Here is a 21455-nt window from a genome sequence, read left to right as displayed (position 1 = left end):
GATTGTCAAAATTAGTGCGTGAAGTCGATAAATGCATCGCTTTGTTGAATGAATAGGAAGAAGATGTATGAACGATAAAATAAAAATAAACCTGCAGATAGCAGATTCAAACTATCCGTTAACTATCAACCGTGAGGAAGAAGAAATGGTGCGGGAAGCTGCCAAACAGGTAAACATCAGGCTTAATAAATACCGGGAAGCATACAAAAGTGTGGAACCGGAAAAGATTATCGCCATGGTAGCTTATCAGTTTTCATTAGAGAAACTGCAATTGATGCAACGTAATGATACCGGTCCGTATGCGGAGAAGGTAAAAGAACTGACAGAATTACTGGACAATTATTTCAAAGAGAAATAGCCGGTCATTCACTGATAAAAGAAAAAACAACCACGCACTGCACAATATCCGAGCAAGAAGTTTGCTTAGATATTTGGCGGTGCGTTTTTATTTATATACTTAAATTATAATGTAAAATGATAGCAATAATAGCAACAGCAATTGCTTGCTTCATCGTAGGAGGGATACTTTCATACATCCTGTTCCGGTATGTGTTGAAATCCAAATACGACAATGTCCTGAAAGAAGCGGAGACAGAAGCGGAAGTAATTAAGAAAAACAAACTGCTGGAAGTGAAGGAGAAGTTCCTGAACAAGAAAGCAGACCTCGAAAAAGAAGTAGCTTTACGGAATCAAAAGATTCAACAGGCGGAAAACAAACTGAAACAACGTGAAATGGTGCTCGGCCAGCGTCAGGAAGAAATCCAACGCAAGAAGATGGAAGCCGAAGCTGTCAAGGAGAACCTGGAAGCGCAACTTGTCATCGTCGATAAGAAAAAAGAAGAGTTAGACAGGTTGCAACAACAGGAAATCGAGAAATTGGAAGCTATTTCCGGTTTATCTGCGGAAGAAGCCAAAGAACGCCTGGTAGAATCGTTGAAGGAAGAAGCCAAGACACAGGCACAGTCATATATCAACGATATCATGGACGATGCGAAGCTGACTGCCAGCAAAGAAGCAAAACGGATTGTAATCCAGTCTATCCAGCGGGTAGCTACGGAAACCGCTATCGAAAACTCCGTGACGGTGTTCCACATCGAATCGGACGAGATTAAAGGACGCATCATCGGACGCGAAGGACGCAATATCCGTGCTCTGGAAGCTGCGACCGGCGTGGAGATTGTCGTAGACGACACACCGGAAGCGATTGTCCTCTCCGCTTTCGACCCGGTTCGCCGTGAAATTGCCCGTCTGGCATTACATCAGCTCGTTACCGACGGCCGTATCCATCCTGCCCGTATCGAAGAAGTGGTAGCCAAGGTACGCAAACAGGTAGAAGAAGAAATTATAGAAACCGGTAAGCGGACGACCATCGACCTCGGTATTCACGGACTGCATCCCGAACTGATTCGCATTATCGGTAAAATGAAATACCGTTCCTCTTACGGTCAGAATTTATTGCAGCATGCACGGGAAACCGCCAACCTCTGTGCGGTAATGGCATCGGAACTGGGACTGAATCCTAAAAAGGCAAAACGTGCCGGATTATTGCACGATATCGGTAAAGTACCCGATGAAGAACCGGAATTGCCCCATGCTTTACTGGGTATGAAACTAGCCGAGAAATATAAAGAAAAACCGGATATCTGCAATGCCATCGGCGCTCATCATGACGAAACGGAAATGACTAGCCTGCTGGCTCCTATCGTACAAGTTTGCGACGCCATTTCCGGCGCACGTCCGGGTGCACGCCGCGAAATCGTGGAAGCTTACATCAAACGCCTGAATGATCTTGAACAACTAGCAATGTCCTATCCGGGCGTAACCAAGACTTATGCCATCCAGGCAGGACGCGAACTTCGCGTAATCGTAGGTGCTGACAAGATTGACGACAAACAAACGGAAAGCCTGTCCGGCGAAATCGCTAAGAAAATCCAAGATGAGATGACCTATCCGGGACAAGTGAAGATTACCGTTATCCGTGAAACACGCGCGGTCAGTTTCGCTAAATAAAACCGGAATACCAAAATATCCAATACGGAAAAGGGCGAATTATTTCGCCCTTTTTTTAATAGCCAACCGTTTAAAAACACTGATTACGCAGATTTCTGCAAATACAAAGCGAATGTTGATAACCGTGTCCGGGCAACAACGTTTCCTGTAAGAGTCGGTGTAACTTTCATTCCACCAAATTCCCGTTAACAATGAATAAATTCCAATTCGAAGTTTGTGCCAATTCCGTAGAAAGCTGCCTGGCTGCACAGAACGGCGGAGCAGACCGGGTAGAATTATGCGCCGGCATCCCGGAAGGCGGAACAACCCCTTCTTACGGGGAAATCATTACGGCACGCGAGATACTCAAAACAACCCGTCTACATGTCATAATCCGCCCCCGAAGCGGAGATTTTCTCTATTCTCCCATTGAAGTCAAGACGATGTTGAAAGACATAGAAATGGCAAAACAACTGGGAGCTGACGGAGTCGTATTCGGTTGCCTGACTGCCGGTGGAGAAATTGACCTCGCCATCATGCAAGAATTAATGAAAGCCTCACAAGGGTTGTCCGTAACTTTTCACAGGGCTTTCGATGTTTGCCGTAACCCGGAACAGGCATTGGAACAAATCATCCAACTGGGATGTAACCGTATTCTTACTTCCGGGCAACAACCCACAGCCGAATCAGGTATTCCCCTGCTCAGAAAGTTACAAGAACAGGCAGCAGGAAGAATTATCCTGCTGGCCGGTTGCGGAGTTAACGAAAAGAACATTAACCGAATCGCCCAGGAGACAAAGATACATGAATTCCACTTCTCCGCCAGGGAAAGCATCAAGAGCGGAATGATTTACAGGAATGAATCAATATCTATGGGCGGTACCGTACATATCGACGAATACGCACGAGACGTAACTACCGCACAAAGAGTCAGGGATACGATTCAAGCGGTCTCAGGCAGAACTTTATAATCCTCGAACGGTTTTCATCAATTGTTCTCCCAAACCGATAGTATATCCTTGTGAAACAAAAACGACCCGGTTGAATGTATCGGCAATGACAAATACCGGCAAACTATCTTGATGTTTCAATTTCATGCCCTCTATGATTTGTTTGCAAATGCCGCCGGTATCTATGCCATAAATCACCGTAGAAGGCAATTCGGGAAATTCGGAAGGAAGGAATCTTCTATACCGGGCCTCATCCGGGAAAAGCAACACGAGCTTCCTTCCCCATTTCTCCAGTTCGGATTTAAAAACGGCAATATCACGCAAAGCATGATTGGTAGGTTCCTGTCCCGGACCGAGAATCCCGACCACAAAATATCCGCGGCCACATGCCTGTAACAAACTTTGTTCAGACAGAAGTTCCGTTTTTTCTCCCGTTCCTTTCACCGGTGTGAAAAGGGATTCGGAATTGAAGTTACCGATTACGGCTACTTTTTCCCCCGATTCCCGCAAATGATAGGGAACTTTCGTCGGCTCGAATCCCACTTTGCCTGAAGGCAACGTACACGCCGGCAATACAAAAGAAGAAATCCTCGACAGCACACTGCCGTCGGCCAGCCTCGTACCGGTAACCAATAAATAATATCCTGCATCCAATATGCCGGAAACTCTTTCGTCCGGATTATTTTCATCAAAACTTATCAATTCAGGCCTTCCGTCAACAATTCTGGAAATGGTAAATTTATTGTAGTATTTAGCCCTGTCGTCACCGCAGGCTATCGGTTCTTTTCCATCATACAGACGGTAAAATCCTTCATAAGCCCGTACACTCTCTTTCTTATCAAAGTCCGCTTTCACAAACTCACCTGCCGGAACACGTTTCCGGTCTGAAAAAAGCACATATCCTACACATCCGTCGGTATCTCTCATACGGGCAGGAATATCCATGCTACGTGCCAACGCCACAAAAAAGACATTCCGTGAATAAGAATCCGCAACCCGCGAACGCCAGACCCCTTCCGGGGAAACCGGAATGCGTTGGGAATTATTTTTTTCATCAACCGCAATGTGGTTACTTACCCATTCCACCAGCAATTGAGGATGAATACGGAAAGAATCGGCTTGTGCTTCCGTAAATTTCGACTGGAAAAAGGCTCTGTACGGGGTCAGCATTTCCGTACCGATACGCGGATTGAGAATATCCTTCACTTCCGCCGGACAAACGTCGGTACAGGTCGCACATGCCGACAAAGCGCAATCGTATAAATCATCGGAGACATCTCTCGTATGCAGAAAATGGTCTTCCAGCACTTCATAACTGACATCACGGCGATCTTTCTCTGAAAGCATCCGGAGCAGAGCAATCCCTTTCATGAGTTTCCTTTGCCGGTCAGCTTCCTGAATAAAACGGACCAACACCTTGTGGTTCCCGCGGGAATCCGTAATGAACGAGTGCAGAACTTTCCTGACACACGGGGAAACTTTCTCTTTTAAACCGGATATCACAGAATCAATCTGTCCTGCAGTCGGAAAAGTAGCAATATAAACATTACGGAGCGAATCCTCCTGTGCCAACCTACAATCGTTTTCCGCCCGTTGTTCCGGCGTCACGCCCGGCAAATCGGCATTCTCAACCGGGGGCACTATATCAATATCCGTTTCAAAAACATCTCCTTCTCTTTTATCGAGAACTAATGTCAGCTCCGTTTGCTTACCAAACGACAACTTGGAAAAGCCAAACATTCCCCGGTCAGAAGCCCATACCAACATGTCTCCTTTTCCGGCAGTCAACGATACCCGGCCGTCGGTACCGGCGTATTTGGAAGCTACCGTATAAAACTCCGCATAATTATAGACTTTAAAATCCACCTTTGCCCCGGAAACAGGCCGACCGTCCGCATCAGTTACCAAGACAGTCGCTTTCGCTGTCGGAGCATAATTCTCCGTTACATTAATCTCCGTATAATTGGGAGTTTCAAGCATCACTTCCTCCGGCCCGTCATAACGTCCGAATACCTTTGTATGCATTAACATTCCACGACTGGCAGGAGCATTGAACCATCCCAGATTCAAAACCGGCTCCGGTTCGCAAGCGCCGAGAAAATACCACTTACCGTCCGCCCAAGCCTCTACCCAAGCATGGTTATCATCGGTATGCGCCCAACGGGGAGTATAAACCTGGCGTGCAGGAATTCCGACGGAACGAAGTGCAGCCACCGTAAAAGTAGACTCTTCACCGCAACGTCCGTAAGCGGTCTTCACCGTAGCTAAAGGCGAGCTGGTCCGGGCATCGCTCGGACGATACGCCACTTTCTCATGACACCAATGATTTACTTCCAGAATCGCATCCTTCATCGAAAGCCCCTTCACACGCTCCCTCAACTCTTCATAAAACACACTCCGAGAATCATCCAAATTCTCGTTGTTCACACGGATAGGCAAGACAAAATGCCTGAACAGTTCATCGGTCACCTCTTTGCCCCAAGGCATTTCCCTGCGGACCTGTCCGGAAAGACGGAGATTTTCCAGATAATACTCACCGGAATAATCCGTAATATCCCCTATAGGCATATAAGCATATAAAAACATCAACGCCTCACGTTCAGCTACAGTCAAAGTCGCATCTGAAAAGATTGCGAATAAATCTCCATGAGGAAGCGCTTGCCGCTTCTGCTCAAAATCCTGAATCACCCGGTTCCGGTAAGTCTCCTCTTTCAGAAAATGAGACTCACCGCAAGCCAACAATACAACCGACAGAATCGGGATAAACAACAGACGGATGTGTGTATTCTTATTCATAGCTTAATAAAATAAATATGTGACCGTTTTTTATGTCCTTTAAAAGGTACATTCACAAAATTACAACTTTTTTTCAAAAAAAGGATATAAGTCCTTGTGAATGTATGTAGTAGGTTTGTAATATGAGCCTCACCCGAAACTCCTCATAAAAAGAAAAATCAAAAGAAAAAGAATGTTTTTATGTTTTACAGCATATAATTCAAAAACATTTCGTACCTTTGCAGTGTTAATAAAGAAAATGAGATGTAAAACCGCTCTTCAAAACGTGGAGGGCAAAAAAAGAGGAAACAAATTATGAAAAAGAATGCAAATGAAAAAATTATGATGTTACAGTACCGTATTAAACGCTATCAAGCAATGGGAAACGGCGCAATGTGCCAAACCTTGAACGGTAAACTTCAAAAACTGCTGTCACAGCAGATTGCCATGTAAATAAACACACTAATTATATTAAAAAAGCGGGGAACTTTCGAGTATCCTCGCTTTTTTTATACTTTTGTATGTTTAAAGGTAAGAAAACACACTATATTATGAAAAAATTACTCCTGTCGGTTGCACTGTTCGCGTTAACTGCAACCTCTTTCGCACAAACACCCGGTTATGAATTCACAACCGTTGTATCCCACCAGGCCACTCCTGTCAAAGACCAGGCTTCCAGCGGCACTTGCTGGGCTTTTGCCACTGCTTCCTTCATGGAGTCGGAACTGCTCCGTATGGGAAAAGGAGAGTATGACTTATCGGAAATGTTTATCGTCCGCAAAAAATACATGAACCAGATGGAAGATAATTTCCTGCGTCGCGGAAAAGGAAATGTCGGAGAAGGAAGCCTGGCGCACACTTTCAAAAACGCTTATAAACAAGTAGGGATTGTGCCGGAAGAAGCATATCCCGGCCTGACAGGAGACAATAAAGAACATAATCACAGGGAGTTGTCATACTATTTCAAAACCTTGACAGATGCGAATATCGCCTCTAAAAAACGTACTCCGCAATTCAACTTGCTGATTGATAACTTGTTCGATGTTTACTTAGGCAAGTTACCGGAAAGATTTACATACAAAGGAACAGAATACACGCCACTGTCATTTGCCGAAAGCCTGGGACTGAATATGGATGACTACATCGAGCTGACAAGTTTCACCCACAAACCATATTATGAGGCATTTTCTCCCGAAGTGCCGGACAACTGGGAAAACCAGCCAATGTATAACCTTCCGTTAGACGAATTGATTGAAGCCATCGACTGTGCATTAAACAAGGGATACACCGTCTGTTGGGACGGAGATGTCAGCGAACAAGGCTTTTCTTTCAAAAACGGCATTGCCATTAACCCGCAAGTGGAAGATATAAAAGACTACTCGAGCACCGACCGCGCACGGTTTGAGAAAATGCCGGAATACCAACGTTTGGAAGAAGTCTTCAAATTCGAACATCCCTACCCCGAAATCGACGTAACACCGGAGATACGCCAGGAAGGCTATGAAAAGTTCGTTACCACCGACGACCATCTAATGCACATCACCGGCATAGCAAAAGACCGGAACGGCACGAAATATTATATAACCAAAAATTCATGGGGAGCGGAAAGCAACAAATGCGGAGGTTACCTGAATATGTCTGAAAGTTATGTACGCGCCAAAACAATCTGTATCATGGTACACAAGGATTCCCTGCCGGAAAAATTAAAAGAGAAACTCGGAATCGGATAAGCCGTCCCGACGTCTATAAAGATAAAAGAGACGGAGTGGAAAAGTATCCCTACTTTATCACCCCGTCTTTCTTATTAACCTAATATTAAACCCTTTTTCTTTCTACACTTCTTTATTTCTTTTTCAATGTCACGTCACTGATTTCCACAACGCCGCCTTTACCCTGAGCGAGGATAGCCACATAGCAATCTTTCAGGATAGCCGCATCATCATCCGTGTCAGACACTTCCTGGTTTGCATTGGCTTTTTTGCTGCTGATGGAATTTACCACCTGTCCCATATCATAATAAACCACTACCTTCGTCCATTTGTCGGCATCCTTAATTTTAAAGTTATACTGTGCTCCCGAAGCATTCGGCTGTGCATCCGCATCATAGTCCCTGCGCATGAAGAAAGTTGTATTATATTTACCGTTCTCTCCTTTTTCTTCACTTGTCTGCTTGATATAAACGCCCACCGGAGTACCTGCTTCTTTTGCTTTTGCATAAAAAGTAAGAACATAGATTCCTTTCTCCAGTCCATCGGTAATACGTTGCCCCAAAAACGCCTTATACCAAGAGATATTTTTGGCAGCTCCCGAATTATCTATCATCATCGCATTCGGATATTTGGCATCCCCCGTTTGTTTCCAAGTAATGGAAGTCGCTCCGTCCGCTTCATTGTTCATAATAAACCATTCCCCTGCAGTAGCCTTATTGGGATTAGTCACTTTAGTCTTTACTTCAGTAGCAAATTTCTCATTTTTAATCAGGTTCTGGGCGTTTACGCTCATTCCCACAATAGCCAAAAGGCTGACAAATAATACTTTTCTCATCTTACTGCAATTTAAATGTTAATACCTTATATATTTACTTTTCAATCTTATTTTACTTGTTGAATGACAAATTCATATTTTCCAGCCGCTTTCTTTTCTTCTGTCTTTAGTGTGATGCGATAGATTTCTTTCCCCCAAACATTAGAAAGCCGCGGGTCGTCCAATGAAATAGTCTCCAATCCGGCTTTAAACTGGGAAGGATAAGTCATCTCTACTTTTTGTCCTTTCACCTCGATTCGTATCTTGCCCGGCGACGGAAAGGTGACATCCCCCCAAGTCAGGAAGTTCAACTGATTCGGTTCCAGCGCCTCGTCCAACACATAATCATCATTAACAGTCAGTTTACGGTCATCGAGCTTATATGAACGGACCCAACTCTTGACTTTAGCTTCCGCCGGATAGGCAGCAGCAATATCGGCTGAGAAAACACGCTTTTTCTCGTTACAAGCAGTATGGGTCGCCTTGTAGTTCTGACCGAACTTTTGAGGCACTCCGTTAATCATCGGCAGATTATGGTAATTGCTCTGCATCGTCCAGATGGTATAACGGTCTTTGCCGAATGTCTTTTTAGTATAAGTCCCCACACCCGCATCAATAAACACCGGAATCGTATTTACATACAAGGAAAACGTACCGACGTCATTATGATTATGGCTTTCATTGTTGAACCCGCCTTTGGCAGCCACGAACATGCCGTTTTTATTTTTCATATAGCAGAACTCGGTTTCCGGATACCAAGTCACGTCCGGCATATCGTGTTGAGGAGTTACCTTGACAAGCTCACTGCAACAAAGCAGTGATTGAAGCGAACGGAAAGCATCATTACCCATCGTGACATAAGGTTTCTTACCGTCCAGCAAATATGCGGCAAAATGCATCATTTCATCACTATTCACGGCTTTGCCGAAACGGTAAATCAATAAAGGGTCGCCTCCGCCCTGTGCGGATGCATCGGCAAAATTCACAACCCAGCGGTTGCCCACATAAGAACGCGACATATATTCACCCATCCGCCGAATCATCGGTTCCTGAAACAGGGATATCTTGCCTGCTGTGCCGTCGGAAAGGATTTGAAGGTAGTCATAAAGTTTACCGGCGGCATGTCCCCAATAAGAAGTACCTTCTTCACAAGCACCGTCAGACTTCACAAAATTGATAAACTTATCTACCGATTTCATCGAACGGTAAACAGCTTTAGCCAGTTTATCCTTATTATTCTCCATCAGGAGGAAACACTGCAAAACATTAGAGTTACACCACGGATTCCAGTTATTGATTATCTCGCCCGGCTGCCAGTTGAAAGCCATCCACCACATCTCATCATCATTCATGTAAGGGTCAAGGATACGTTCCTTTATGGCCTTACGCATTTGCAGGGACACGACAGGATTGATTTTGTCAAAAGGCTTGCGGAAAAAATAATGTACCCATGCCATCAGAGCCCCATAACCGCCCGAACCAAGGTCGATTATCTGTTCGCGGAAGTCGGGAAGCGAACGTTTACTGCTCTGACGGGGCAAATGTGCGGATAAGACCCATGAATTCATCTCACAACTCATATAAGCCCCGTTCAGCAACTGGTCGATAAAACGTCCTTTTCCCTCTGCAAGCTCTGCGAGCATCAACGTATTCAATGCCCGGCGGTTAGCGTCAAAAGGCACTTCCATCACCTTGCGGTTTCCGCTGCGTTCATATTCCAGATAAGCAGTGGCAGGAATCAACTGCCATTTATAATCGAGAAGTTTCTCACCGGCTTCGATAAGACGCTGTTTATTCGGTCCCATCAACGAGTCCCAAGCCGCACGGTCCGTATAAGCCGGATAAGGAACCCAAGCCTGTTTCATCACCAATACATTTTTCAGGGTAGCTTCGTCTGCTGCTTTTTGCAACATATTACGTTCCGTATAAGCATTGGCCTTGAAAGAAAAGTTCCCCAAAGCCACCGCAAAAAGAACACAAAGTAAATGTTTCATTCGATTCATGGTATTTATTCATTTAAGTAGGGCAAAGATAGCGCATCCGTCTTAAAAGAAGGTGGGCAAATCATACGAACCTAATGACAAAAAAGTACAGATTTTCCTGCCGGCATTTATAAAAGCCTATTTTCCACCCGGTTTTCGACACGCAGCCCCCCTCATTCACTCCCAGTCACTGAATTCGAAACTCAACTGTTCCCACACTCCGTGCCGCTCATCAACCTCCTCCTTCGGATTAGACACGGAAAGCCCGATAAGCCGAATCGGATGCCGTTCATATTCCACGCTTTTCAACAGCTCCTTGGCAAGCGGCAAAATTCGTTCCAGAGTCGTCAACTCCTGAAACCGGGTCATACTTCGGGTAATCTGGCTGAAATCATGGAATTTGATTTTCAGAGTCAGCGTATTCCCTTTAAAATCTTTCTGTTGCAACCGTTCTGCCAACTCCGCCGCTACATGGTAAAGTTCGATGATAACAGCCGAACGGGTAGAAATATCCTGTTCCAATGTACGTTCACATCCGATAGACTTACGGATACGTACCGCCTCAACAGGACGCTCGTCAATTCCTCTCGCACATTCGTAATAAAGCATGCCCACCTTTCCGAAATGCGCGGTCAATGTCTCCAACGAACATTTCCGCAATTGAAGGCCGTTATGGATTCCAAGCAAATGCATTCTCTTCGCCGTAACAGGCCCTACTCCCCAGAACGATTCGACAGGAAGCCGGGCGATGAAATCGAGCGCCTGTTCCGGATGAATCGTACAAAGCCCGTCCGGTTTCCGATAATCGGAAGCTATCTTCGCCAAAAATTTATTATAAGATACCCCCGCCGATGCCACCAGCCCCAGCCGTTCACGAATCTTCATCTTTATTTCTTTCGCTATATCTACCGCCAAAGAAATTCCTTTCTTATTATCCGTCACATCCAGAAAGGCCTCATCCAGCGAAAGAGGTTCAATCATATCCGTATATTCGTGAAATATCTCATGAATCTGCCGGGAAACGGATTTATAAACATCCATCCTGCCCCGTACAAAAACCAATTGGGGACAAAGCCGTTTCGCTTTTTGCGAAGACATGGCGGAACGAACCCCATAACGCCGGGCCTCATAACTGGCAGCAGCTACAACTCCCCGTTCTTCGGCATGGCCGACAGCCAACGGTTTACCACGAAGTTCGGGATTATCACGCTGTTCCACAGAAGCATAGAAAGCGTCCATATCGATATGTATAATCTTTCTTTGAGCCATGTTACCTGATTACCATAGCAAACTTACGCAAATTAGCCGGGATAATCTAATAAAACCGATAGATACGGTAATAAAAAAGAGAATCCGGCAACCAGGAAAACAACCGCAAAACCAGAAACAGGAAGTTCATTTACTCATGCCCGCCCCCAACGGAAGACTCGATACAAACCTGCATAGCGGCAAAAAATCATTCTCCATCGGTCTTATCCTTGACACCACAGAGAATGACGAAAACATCGTCCGGCCTGTCAACAATCAGTTAACCGACCGGGAAACTCATATATTTGCCTCAACCCGTACGTCACACGGGCTGCCGGAAGTCAAAATGATAGTCTCATTTCTTAGCAAGAAACTTTTTAGTCAACCATCTTCTTACAGGCTCGTCATACAATTTCAGACAAAGGTATGCCAACAGGATATTCCCGAAAAATAAAATCAGAGCCACCGGCCAAACCTCAGAAAACGCCAGTTTCTCACCACTCCACAACCACGCATAAAACAGATACATAAAAGGATAATGAACGATATATAAAGGATAAGATATATCCCCCAGGAATTTGCAAATCATAGAACTCCCCTTGTCCGTGGTTTTCCCCGAAGCTCCCAAATAGACAAGTATCGGGAAAAAGACAATGATACATACGGAATCATAAATACCGTTCATCCACGGAGATTCCATGCCGCCGATATGCGGAACGGAAAGAAGAACGGCAATCGAAAAACTGCATATCCAGAAACCGCCCCTAATCTTAACCGGTTTAAAAACACGCGACATCAGCAATCCGATGGAAAAGGCAAACAACAAACGAAGAAAACCTCCGAGCAGATTATAATCCGCCAACGTCCACCCGACACCCAAATGCCCGTAACCGGAAAGGTTGCATACGGCAAACGAAGCCAATCCGGCTCCCGCAAGGACGACAAGCACCGTAAGCTGTTTTGTTGATAACCGGCGGATAAACAACGCATACAGGATGTTCCCTATATACTCGAAAAACAAAGACCAGCTCGGACCATTCAAAGGATACATTTCACCGTTTCCACGAACCTCAGACCCGGAACCGGGCAATGCAGGAATCAGAAACAAATTAAGAAACATGGCAAGCATCAGCATGGAAACAGCCACATGCGAACCGTCCCACTTCTCGCACCCCTGTATGTAGAATGTTATAGCTCCCAAAACAGCTCCCAATACAACCATCGGATGCAGACGAATCAACCTTCGCTTAAAAAAGTTTTTCACATTCATCGTTGTTTTCCAACGGTCGTCATAAGCGTATCCTACCACAAACCCCGACAAGATAAAGAAAAAATCGACAGCCAGATACCCGTGATTAAACCGTTGGTCTATGGGACTCGTTGCAAAGCCTTCAAAAATATGATACCATATAACCAGAAGTGCAGCAACTCCCCTCAAGCCGTCAAGAAGCTCGTAATGAGGTTTGGTATCTGCAAATACAGCAGAAGAAGCAATTTTTTGCATGATAAATTTATAATTTTAAATGATTGTTTTTCACATTATCAATAAGGCCCCAAAGTTACTGAACCCGTACATTTTAAAAATTGTCCTACATCAAAATTTTACTCCGCACAAGAGTTATTTCCGACTTCTGAGACGGCTAAGAGTAGAAAGCGTTATTCCCAAATAAGAAGCGATATATCCCAATTGTACCCGTTGGCATATCTGTGGAAACTGTTGCCTGAACTCCTCGTATCTCTCCCTTGCCGATAATGTCAGACGTTCCTTATGCGAACGGTGCAAACGCCGATACTCGTTCTGATGGATAATCCTGCCCCAGTTAGCCAATTCTATATTAGTCTGAAAAAGCCGGAGCAAATCAGGCAGAGATATTTTATAAGCGACAACCTCCTCAAGGGTTTCAACAAATTCCTCACTCATCTTATTATAGTACAACTCATCCATACTGAACACAATTCCTCCTTCACACGAAAAAGAAGTAGTTATCTCTTCCCCATTCACCAGCCAGAAAGAACGAGTCATTCCTTTTTCAATAAAATAAGCCGACCTGCCATATTTACCGGCCTCTATCAACAGGTATTTTCTAGGGAAATGGCAGATTGTCACATTTTCTTTCAGCATTTGTATTGTATCATCGGAAACCGGATACAAAGAACTCATCATATCTATTACATTCGTCATAATCCTTAATCGTTTTCCATCAGTGCAAACTTACGGATAAATATTGATTTATATATAACCGCCGGCCAAAGAAATCTGTTTGCCTCCTCTAAAAAACAGAAGAACTGGCAATTGTAAAGCCGGCTCATCAGAAAACGGATAGACACCTATTTCCCACACGGCAAAGAACTGATACCCATAGCCGAGCCATACAGGGAAATGGGATTTACAGAAGAAAACCAGGGTGTAAGCCACCCCCAAAAAGAAGTACCCCAAAAAGGTATGAGAACACAACTTAACCATAAAATTATGTTAAAGCCGGAAAAGACATGCAGTCTTTTCCGGCTCCTTATATCTTATTTATTACAAAGTTATAAGGTGCATGAATAATAAAAGGCTTATAGAATTGTGTTGTCAAGGAGACAAACAGGCTCTTGGCATACTCTATCAAAAATACTACAATAAAATGATAAGAGTTTGCCTTTTCTATGTTGCTGACAGACAAATCGCACAAGACCTGATACATGATAGCTTCATAATCATTTTCACCTCTATCGGTTCATTACAAGACCCTAATAAATTAGACAGATGGATAAGGACAATCGTAAAAAATATATGCCTTAAATACATCAATCAACGTAATACATCAACTATCATCTCTTTATCAGAACTAGAAAAAACCGAAGAACCCCTTGATGAAATACAGCCCAAAGACCTTCCTTCCTATACCGACTTAATAAAACTTGTAGAACAGCTTCCCGAAGGCTATCAAAAGATATTCAAATTATCAGTAGTAGAAGGTATGTCCCATAAAGAAATCAGTTCTTTGTTGGGAATAGCAACACATTCATCATCTTCCCAACTTTTCAGGGCTAAAGAGATGTTGAAAAAACTTATAACACAATATGGATTACTCATACTTATAATGATTATACTCCCGTTAAGTATATGGTTTATTCTAAACAACAAGACTTTAAAAGAAGCCGAATATACAGAAATGGCAAAAGAAGATAACAGTTCCATGAAAACCGTAAACGATTCTGTAAAACATTCATATCCATCCAATCCTCCAAGACAGACTCCCATTGCATCTGTTTTAGATACGGCACGGCATAGTTCTACTTCCGAAGACACTATAACAGTATCCCATTCATTTCAAAATCTTAAAGAAGAACAGAGTAAAGATACGGCTAAAAAGGAAAAAACTAAAAGAGGATACAACACAAGCGTCATACCCACTTTGAAAAATAAATCCTACTGGAATGTTTCAATATCATATTCGGGTGGAAAATCATACAACAAAATGAAACATTCCACCATTCCCGGCGATATATCCTCTGGTGCACCTGAAGAAATTAAAATAGAAGAGAAAGTGTATCATTATACACCTATCACCCTATCCGTAGCTTTGCATAAAAGCATAAACGAACGCTGGGGGATAGAAACCGGAATACGCTATACTTTATTAAAATCAAAGTTCACGACACAAAGAGAATATTACACAGAAAAGATGCAATATATAAACTATTTGGGAATACCCTTAAAAGGTACTTTTCAACTATGGAAACGAGGAAACATGTCAATATACAGTTCAACCGGAACAATATTAGAAGTTCCCATAAAAGCAATAACAAAAGAAACTATTATAGAAAATAACAAAATAACCGTTCAAAAAGAAAACTCAGACCTTCCTTTACAATGGTCTATAGATGTCAGTGCAGGCTTCCAATATCAGATAACTCCTTCCGTGGGAATTTATGCAGAGCCAAGCCTTCATTATTATTTCAACCCCAAAGGAAGTCCGAATACAATCCGAACTCAAAGACCTTTGGATATATCTCTTCCGATTGGTATCCGCTTTTCTTGGTAAAAAGAGCAAAACGTATGCAGTCTTTCCCTCTTTTCCTTATCATATAAATAGTGTGATAAATAAAGTAAAGAGAACATGCAACAAAGACATACAAACCGTAAATGCTATTTTGAGGAGCAAGCATATACATGCCAAAAATACTATATTCCATACATCCAAAAAGTAATGAAACGCATTCCCAACAATATATTGGAGGTGGGATGTGGGGAAGGAGGAAATTTACTTCCCTTTGCCGAATTAAATTGCAATGTTACAGGAGTGGACATAGCAAGTTCAAGAATAGAACAAGCCAACTTTTTTTTCAAGGAAAAAGGAAGGAACGGAAAATTTATAGTATCCGACATCTTCAAGCTAAAAGAATTGACATACAATTTTAACCTCATAATTTGCCATGACGTAATAGAACACATACACGACAAAGTTCTTTTTCTCTCTGACTTGGCTTCTTTTTTATCTTCCGACGGAATCATTTTTGTGGCTTTCCCCGCTTGGCAAATGCCTTTTGGAGGGCATCAACAAATCGCATCCAGCAAAATAATATCACATCTTCCGTTTATCCATCTATTGCCCCGTTTCATCTATAAAAAGTTACTGAAAGGATGTGGAGAGAAAGACGATACCGTAAATGAACTCTTGGAAATAAGAAAAACAAAATGCACCATTGAGCAGTTCAAAAACATCATTAACAAAAGTGGATATCAAATTATCCACGAACAATTGTATTTCATTAATCCCCATTATGAAATCAAATTCCGATTGACTCCCCAGAAACTGAACAAGGTCATTGCCAATATACCATACATTCGCAATTTCTTTAGTACAAGTTGCTTCTATATATTAAAGAAGGAATAAAATTGATACCATATTACATCACTTTCAATTATTATTTCAATGACGCAAAGGTCTTAATAATCAGAGGATTATACAAATATAAAATATTGAATATCAATAAAATAGAATGAAGTCTGTTGGACTTGGAGAAGGACATATTTTAAGTCCAATGATTTCTCCAACCAAAAACTTTCTTTTATATTCATTTTAATTCATCATCTTACAAAAGTAAAATCCTGTAATTCAGAGAATTACAGGATTTTTCATTGTCTTTCGTCAGACTTCTGTGGACCTGGAGGGAATCGAACCCTCGTCCAAACGAGGAAATCATAAGCTTTCTACATGCTTATCTTTGCCTAAATTTTCGTGCAGGAACAGAACCAAAGCCATCAATTCCTGCCTTATCCTCTAAAGTTTCATCAAAAGTGCGAGGCCGCCTTTGACTATCCCCGATGTAACTGCACCACTGAACCGGAATGCTTCGGAGCAACAGCTTCCGAGTGATGTCTCGTCCTGGCACCTAGTGCCTGGATTAAGCTAATCTACTGTGATTCGATTAAGCAGCAAGAGCGTAATTAGTTTCGCCAGATAAAATTTTGATAACTGAGATTTAAGTGGAAATTACCGACCCACTGCATGCTTACTCACCATTTCTGCCCGCTGTCAAATCCAGTCAAGCCCAAATTCTTATGAATATGAAATAGCGATTTCGAAACGCCTTTCCAAAGCACAAAGGTAAGAAATGTTTTTTAAATTACGAGGATACGTTAGCAAATATTATATCAAAGCTGTATCTTTACGGAACAATTTTATACCTAACACAAAAAGATATCATGAGAAAAGTTTTATTTACAGCCTTATTTCTAGGAAGTTGTGCAATCCTCCCGGCACAAAAGACAAGTAGAATACCCGCTACCTACAAACCTGTCCGTACCGAAATGTATAAAAAAGGATGGATAGATTTCAACAAAAACGGTATTAAAGACGTATATGAAGACTCCTCAGCTCCCATCGACGCACGCATAGAAGACCTGCTCAGCCAGATGACGCTGGAAGAAAAAACATGCCAGATGGTAACCCTTTACGGATACAAACGGGTATTAAAAGACGACCTTCCAACTCCCGAATGGAAAAAACAAATCTGGAAAGACGGAATCGGCGCAATTGACGAACACCTGAACGGTTTCCAGCAATGGGGACTTCCGCCGTCGGACAACGAATACGTATGGCCGGCTTCCAAACATGCCTGGGCACTGAATGAAGTGCAACGGTTCTTCATAGAAGAAACACGTCTCGGCATCCCCGTCGACTTCACCAATGAAGGCATACGCGGAGTGGAAAGCTATAAAGCCACCAACTTCCCCACCCAATTAGGACTGGGACACACATGGAACCGCCAGCTTATCCGCCAGATAGGACTAATCACCGGACGGGAAGCGCGCATGTTGGGCTATACCAATGTATATGCCCCGATACTTGACGTAGGGCGCGACCAACGTTGGGGACGCTACGAAGAAGTCTACGGAGAATCTCCGTATCTCGTAGCCGAACTGGGTATCGAAATGGTACGGGGAATGCAGCACGATTACCAGATAGCGGCAACCGGAAAACACTTCATCGCATACAGCAACAACAAAGGAGCGCGCGAAGGCATGGCACGTGTCGACCCGCAAATGTCCCCGCGCGAAGTGGAAATGATACATGCCTACCCTTTCAAACGAGTAATCCGCGAAGCGGGATTGCTCGGCATAATGAGCTCCTACAACGATTATGACGGTTTTCCCGTTCAAAGCAGCTATTACTGGCTGACTACCCGCCTGCGCGGAGAGATGGGATTCCGGGGATACGTAGTTTCCGACAGCGATGCAGTAGAATACCTCTACACCAAACACGGAACAGCCAAAGACATGAAAGAAGCTGTCCGCCAAAGCGTGGAAGCAGGGCTGAATGTACGATGCACCTTCCGTTCTCCGGACTCCTACGTCTTGCCATTGAGAGAACTGGTAAAAGAAGGAGGATTGAGCGAAGAAGTCATCAATGAACGGGTACGTGATATTTTACGGGTGAAGTTCCTCGTCGGATTATTCGACCATCCCTACCAGACCGATTTGAAAGGAGCGGATGAAGAAGTGGAAAAAGCAGAAAACGAAGAGGTAGCCTTACAAGCCTCACGCGAATCAATCGTACTGTTGAAAAATGACAAGAACACATTACCGTTGGATGCTTCAAACATCCGAAAGATAGCGGTTTGCGGCCCGAATGCAGATGAACACTCATATGCCCTGACCCACTACGGTCCATTGGCAGTAGAAGTGACTTCCGTGCTGAAAGGCATCCAAGACAAAATGAAAGGAAAAGCGGAAGTGCTTTACACCAAAGGTTGCGAGTTGGTAGACGCCAATTGGCCCGAATCGGAACTGATAGATTACCCTCTGACGGACGAAGAACAGAAAGAAATAGAAAAAGCAGTCAACCAGGCAAAAGAGGCAGATGTAGCGGTTGTTGTACTGGGAGGCGGGCAGCGCACTTGCGGAGAGAACAAATCCCGCAGCAGCCTCGAACTTCCCGGCCGTCAACTCGAATTGCTAAAAGCGGTGACAGCCACAGGAAAACCTGTCGTCCTAATCCTTATCAACGGACGTCCGCTTTCCATCAACTGGGCGGACAAGTTCGTGCCTGCCATACTCGAAGCCTGGTATCCGGGGTCTAAAGGCGGGAAAGCAGTAGCCGACGTACTTTTCGGCGATTACAATCCCGGCGGAAAACTGACTGTAACTTTCCCGAAAACAGTAGGACAAATCCCCTTCAACTTTCCCAGCAAACCGTCCTCACAAGTTGATGGAGGAAAAACTACCGGACTATCCGGCAACATGTCACGTGTCAACGGCGCATTATATCCGTTCGGCTACGGACTGAGTTACACCACCTTCGAATATTCCGACCTTAAAATATCTCCCGCCGTTATCACCCCGAATCAAAAAGCTTACGTCACCTGCAAAATTACCAACACCGGCAAACGTGCAGGCGACGAAGTAGTACAACTTTACATACGGGATGTTTTAAGCAGTGTCACCACCTATGAAAAGAACCTTGCCGGATTCGAACGTATCCATCTGAAACCGGGAGAGACCAAAGAAGTGAGCTTCTCTATCGACCGCAAAGCATTGGAACTGCTGAACGCAGACATGCATTGGGTGGTAGAACCGGGCGAGTTCAGCCTGATGGCAGGAGCCTCTTCTACAGACATCCGCCTGAACGGCACATTAACCGTTGTCGAAAGCGGGAAACTGCCGACCGCACAGGCGTCCTCAAGCGACTCCCCCATCAGTGCAAGTACCAATCAGGAAACTGCCGGTAAGGTTATCGATAATGATTTATCAACTTCCTGGGAAGGTAACAAAGGCGACTACATCACTTTTTCCCTGCAGAACGACACTAAGATAAACAGCATATCCATTGCATTCAACCGTGAAAATAAATTAAGAACCGATTTCGAAATCCAATTATCCAGCGGAGGAGGACAGTTTCTTACCGTATATTCCGGCACTGTAGAAGAGTATGGCAAACTGCATACTTTCCATTTCAAGGAAACAATGGCAAGTGACCTGCGTATCGTCTTAGGGGATGACCGGGTAGGAGTGGCAGAAGTAAAACTGCCCCAGTTACGAAAATAAAAATCAACCGATAACACCTCCCATACATGAATGAGCCGTTCAAAATCCCCATATCCGTATGCAAAGCATTTGCCGTTATTTGCGTACTCGGAATCAGCCTCAGCAGTTGTTCCTTTAAAAAAAGAACAGATATGAAAATTACCCCGACAACAGCAAATGAATTAATCACGCTGGCAGGAACTTACACATCAGGAGCCGAGAACGGGTTATACAGTTTCCGTTTCAATGAAGAAACCGGAACGGCAACCCCATTAAGCGGAATAAAAATAGAAAATGCCTCCTATCTTGTTCCATCTTCCGATGGCAAGTTCATCTATGCGGTCAGTGAGTTCAATGACGAACGAGCCGCTGTCAATGCTGTGGCTTTCGATAAGGAAAAGGGCACTTTTCAACTACTGAACACTCAAAAAACAAACGAAGGAGACCCCTGCTATGTCATCATTGCCGGGAAGAACGTGATAACAGCCAACTACAGCGGCGGAAGCATTTCCATTTTTCCAATCGCAAAAGACGGCTCACTTCTTCCCGCTTCCGAAATCCTGAAGTTCGAAGGTTCGGGACTAGACAAGGAAAGACAGGAAAAATCGCACATGCATTGCGTCCGGATTACCCCGGACGGACAATATCTGTTTGCTGATAATTTAGGAACAGACCAAATACATAAATATATCATCAACCCGAATGCAGATATCACCAGTCAAGAGAGCTTCCTTAAAGAAGGACAACCGACAGCCTACAAAGTAAAAGCCGGTTCAGGCCCTCGCCATCTGACATTTGCCCCGAACGGTAACTATGCTTATCTGATAAATGAATTATCGGGCACAGTCATTGCATTTGAATATGAAGACGGAAACCTGAAAGAGATTCAAACGATAGCCGCTGATACTGTGGGAGCCAAAGGAAGTGCAGACATTCATATCAGCCCGGATGGAAAATTCTTATATGCCAGTAATCGCTTGAAAGCAGATGGTATCGCTATCTTCCGGATTCATCCGGATAACGGAATGTTGACGAAAACAGGCTATCAACTTACAGGGATTCATCCGCGTAATTTCATCATCACGCCAAACGGGAAGTTTCTGCTCGTTGCATGCCGGGACAATAATGTGATTCAGGTGTACGAAAGAAATATGGATACGGGGCTGTTGAGTGATATACATAAAGATATAAAGATAAACAGACCGGTATGCATAAAGTTCGTATTGTAAATTACGGTAACCGATAGAAGATTCCGTTAAACATATCCCGCATCTTTCCAGCTATCTTTTTAACGGATTTATAATAGGAGCGTCCCATGAGGTGTACCCAAACTCAATCTTAGAGGAAATGAACTTTTCATCTGAAACTCGCCCATCTTCACCGGCAATAAAAAGAGCTTGTATCAACTCTACTTTTGAGTAATGATACAGCTCTTCTATGTTTATCAGTTATAATCTGTAACTTTTCAGATGT

The 21455-nt window shown here is 43.7% G+C and carries 15 protein-coding genes and 1 other RNA gene; 9 read left to right on the top strand and 7 right to left on the bottom strand.

The features are described 5' to 3' along the window. Nucleotides 1-67: 67 nt before the first annotated feature. The 3 genes from Q5076_RS07035 to Q5076_RS07025 all read left to right on the top strand — a co-directional run bounded on the left by Q5076_RS07035 (nt 68) and on the right by Q5076_RS07025 (nt 2960). Nucleotides 68-358: a cell division protein ZapA gene (locus tag Q5076_RS07035; RefSeq protein ID WP_303011989.1), complete on the top strand. Its 291-nt coding sequence runs from the start codon at nt 68-70 to the stop codon at nt 356-358. A 116-nt stretch (nt 359-474) separates the two neighbouring features. Then, the gene (gene rny / locus Q5076_RS07030; RefSeq protein ID WP_303011988.1) at nt 475-2010 is read left to right on the top strand and encodes a ribonuclease Y; all 1536 of its coding nucleotides are present in this window, start codon (nt 475-477) and stop codon (nt 2008-2010) included. Between the two features lie 191 nt (nt 2011-2201). Then, entirely contained in the window at nt 2202-2960 is a 759-nt protein-coding gene (locus tag Q5076_RS07025; protein ID WP_303011987.1) for a copper homeostasis protein CutC, read from the top strand. Here the strand turns inward: Q5076_RS07025 and Q5076_RS07020 are convergent. Next, the gene (locus Q5076_RS07020; RefSeq protein ID WP_303011985.1) at nt 2955-5735 is read right to left on the bottom strand and encodes a transglutaminase domain-containing protein; all 2781 of its coding nucleotides are present in this window, start codon (nt 5733-5735) and stop codon (nt 2955-2957) included. The two genes, Q5076_RS07025 and Q5076_RS07020, sit on opposite strands and share 6 nt — an antisense overlap. A 294-nt stretch (nt 5736-6029) precedes the next feature. Here Q5076_RS07020 and Q5076_RS07015 point away from each other — a divergent pair, with 294 nt between their 5' ends. Both Q5076_RS07015 and Q5076_RS07010 read left to right on the top strand, forming a co-directional pair. Next, nucleotides 6030-6167, top strand: coding sequence for a hypothetical protein (locus Q5076_RS07015; protein ID WP_303011983.1), 138 nt, complete (start codon nt 6030-6032; stop codon nt 6165-6167). Nucleotides 6168-6265: 98 nt separating this feature from the next. Further along, nucleotides 6266-7444, top strand: coding sequence for a C1 family peptidase (locus Q5076_RS07010; protein WP_303011982.1), 1179 nt, complete (start codon nt 6266-6268; stop codon nt 7442-7444). 112 nt (nt 7445-7556) lie between these two features. Here the strand turns inward: Q5076_RS07010 and Q5076_RS07005 are convergent, their stop codons facing one another. The 5 genes from Q5076_RS07005 to Q5076_RS06985 form a co-directional block, all read right to left on the bottom strand. Further along, nucleotides 7557-8258 (bottom strand): DUF4627 domain-containing protein, encoded by a 702-nt coding sequence (locus tag Q5076_RS07005; protein ID WP_303011980.1) that lies wholly within the window; start codon nt 8256-8258, stop codon nt 7557-7559. A gap of 47 nt (nt 8259-8305) precedes the next feature. Beyond that, nucleotides 8306-10240, bottom strand: coding sequence for a heparinase II/III family protein (locus tag Q5076_RS07000; RefSeq protein ID WP_303011979.1), 1935 nt, complete (start codon nt 10238-10240; stop codon nt 8306-8308). Nucleotides 10241-10396: 156 nt separating this feature from the next. Then, nucleotides 10397-11488, bottom strand: coding sequence for a DNA polymerase IV (gene dinB / locus Q5076_RS06995; protein ID WP_303011977.1), 1092 nt, complete (start codon nt 11486-11488; stop codon nt 10397-10399). A 334-nt stretch (nt 11489-11822) separates the two neighbouring features. Then, complete coding sequence (locus Q5076_RS06990) at nt 11823-12971, bottom strand: acyltransferase (protein ID WP_303011975.1); 1149 nt, start codon at nt 12969-12971, stop codon at nt 11823-11825. 114 nt (nt 12972-13085) lie between these two features. Continuing rightward, the gene (locus tag Q5076_RS06985) at nt 13086-13649 is read right to left on the bottom strand and encodes a Crp/Fnr family transcriptional regulator (protein ID WP_303011974.1); all 564 of its coding nucleotides are present in this window, start codon (nt 13647-13649) and stop codon (nt 13086-13088) included. A 361-nt stretch (nt 13650-14010) separates the two neighbouring features. Here Q5076_RS06985 and Q5076_RS06980 point away from each other — a divergent pair, with 361 nt between their 5' ends. Beyond that, complete coding sequence (locus Q5076_RS06980; RefSeq protein WP_303011972.1) at nt 14011-15498, top strand: sigma-70 family RNA polymerase sigma factor; 1488 nt, start codon at nt 14011-14013, stop codon at nt 15496-15498. A gap of 75 nt (nt 15499-15573) precedes the next feature. Next, on the top strand, nt 15574-16350 hold the full coding sequence (locus Q5076_RS06975; RefSeq protein WP_303011970.1) for a bifunctional 2-polyprenyl-6-hydroxyphenol methylase/3-demethylubiquinol 3-O-methyltransferase UbiG: 777 nt from the start codon (nt 15574-15576) through the stop codon (nt 16348-16350). Between the two features lie 263 nt (nt 16351-16613). Here the strand turns inward: Q5076_RS06975 and ssrA are convergent. Further along, nucleotides 16614-17010: a transfer-messenger RNA gene (gene ssrA, locus Q5076_RS06970) on the bottom strand. A 152-nt stretch (nt 17011-17162) separates the two neighbouring features. Here ssrA and Q5076_RS06965 point away from each other — a divergent pair. Together Q5076_RS06965 and Q5076_RS06960 are read left to right on the top strand one after the other, a co-directional pair. Next, nucleotides 17163-20003: a beta-glucosidase gene (locus tag Q5076_RS06965; protein ID WP_303011968.1), complete on the top strand. Its 2841-nt coding sequence runs from the start codon at nt 17163-17165 to the stop codon at nt 20001-20003. A 26-nt stretch (nt 20004-20029) separates the two neighbouring features. After that, nucleotides 20030-21211, top strand: a complete 1182-nt coding sequence (locus Q5076_RS06960) for a lactonase family protein (RefSeq protein WP_303011966.1) — start codon at nt 20030-20032, stop codon at nt 21209-21211. Nucleotides 21212-21455 lie beyond the last annotated feature (244 nt).

It is taken from the genome of uncultured Bacteroides sp. (genome assembly GCF_958445495.1).
In the GTDB taxonomy this organism is placed as follows: Bacteria; Bacteroidota; Bacteroidia; order Bacteroidales; family Bacteroidaceae; genus Bacteroides.
Note: the sequence above shows the minus strand (reverse complement) of the source record. Positions and strands in the feature narration are given on the sequence as shown.

Coding starts and splice junctions, on each gene's coding strand:
- Q5076_RS06990 (WP_303011975.1), bottom strand. CDS start 12,971: ATGCAAAAAATTGCTTCTTCTGCTGTATTTGCAGATACCAAACCTCAT.
- Q5076_RS07025 (WP_303011987.1), top strand. CDS start 2,202: ATGAATAAATTCCAATTCGAAGTTTGTGCCAATTCCGTAGAAAGCTGC.
- Q5076_RS06960 (WP_303011966.1), top strand. CDS start 20,030: ATGAATGAGCCGTTCAAAATCCCCATATCCGTATGCAAAGCATTTGCC.
- Q5076_RS06980 (WP_303011972.1), top strand. CDS start 14,011: ATGAATAATAAAAGGCTTATAGAATTGTGTTGTCAAGGAGACAAACAG.
- Q5076_RS07005 (WP_303011980.1), bottom strand. CDS start 8,258: ATGAGAAAAGTATTATTTGTCAGCCTTTTGGCTATTGTGGGAATGAGC.
- Q5076_RS07035 (WP_303011989.1), top strand. CDS start 68: ATGAACGATAAAATAAAAATAAACCTGCAGATAGCAGATTCAAACTAT.
- rny (WP_303011988.1), top strand. CDS start 475: ATGATAGCAATAATAGCAACAGCAATTGCTTGCTTCATCGTAGGAGGG.
- Q5076_RS06975 (WP_303011970.1), top strand. CDS start 15,574: ATGCAACAAAGACATACAAACCGTAAATGCTATTTTGAGGAGCAAGCA.
- Q5076_RS07020 (WP_303011985.1), bottom strand. CDS start 5,735: ATGAATAAGAATACACACATCCGTCTGTTGTTTATCCCGATTCTGTCG.
- Q5076_RS07000 (WP_303011979.1), bottom strand. CDS start 10,240: ATGAATCGAATGAAACATTTACTTTGTGTTCTTTTTGCGGTGGCTTTG.
- Q5076_RS07010 (WP_303011982.1), top strand. CDS start 6,266: ATGAAAAAATTACTCCTGTCGGTTGCACTGTTCGCGTTAACTGCAACC.
- Q5076_RS06965 (WP_303011968.1), top strand. CDS start 17,163: ATGAGAAAAGTTTTATTTACAGCCTTATTTCTAGGAAGTTGTGCAATC.
- dinB (WP_303011977.1), bottom strand. CDS start 11,488: ATGGCTCAAAGAAAGATTATACATATCGATATGGACGCTTTCTATGCT.
- Q5076_RS06985 (WP_303011974.1), bottom strand. CDS start 13,649: ATGACGAATGTAATAGATATGATGAGTTCTTTGTATCCGGTTTCCGAT.
- Q5076_RS07015 (WP_303011983.1), top strand. CDS start 6,030: ATGAAAAAGAATGCAAATGAAAAAATTATGATGTTACAGTACCGTATT.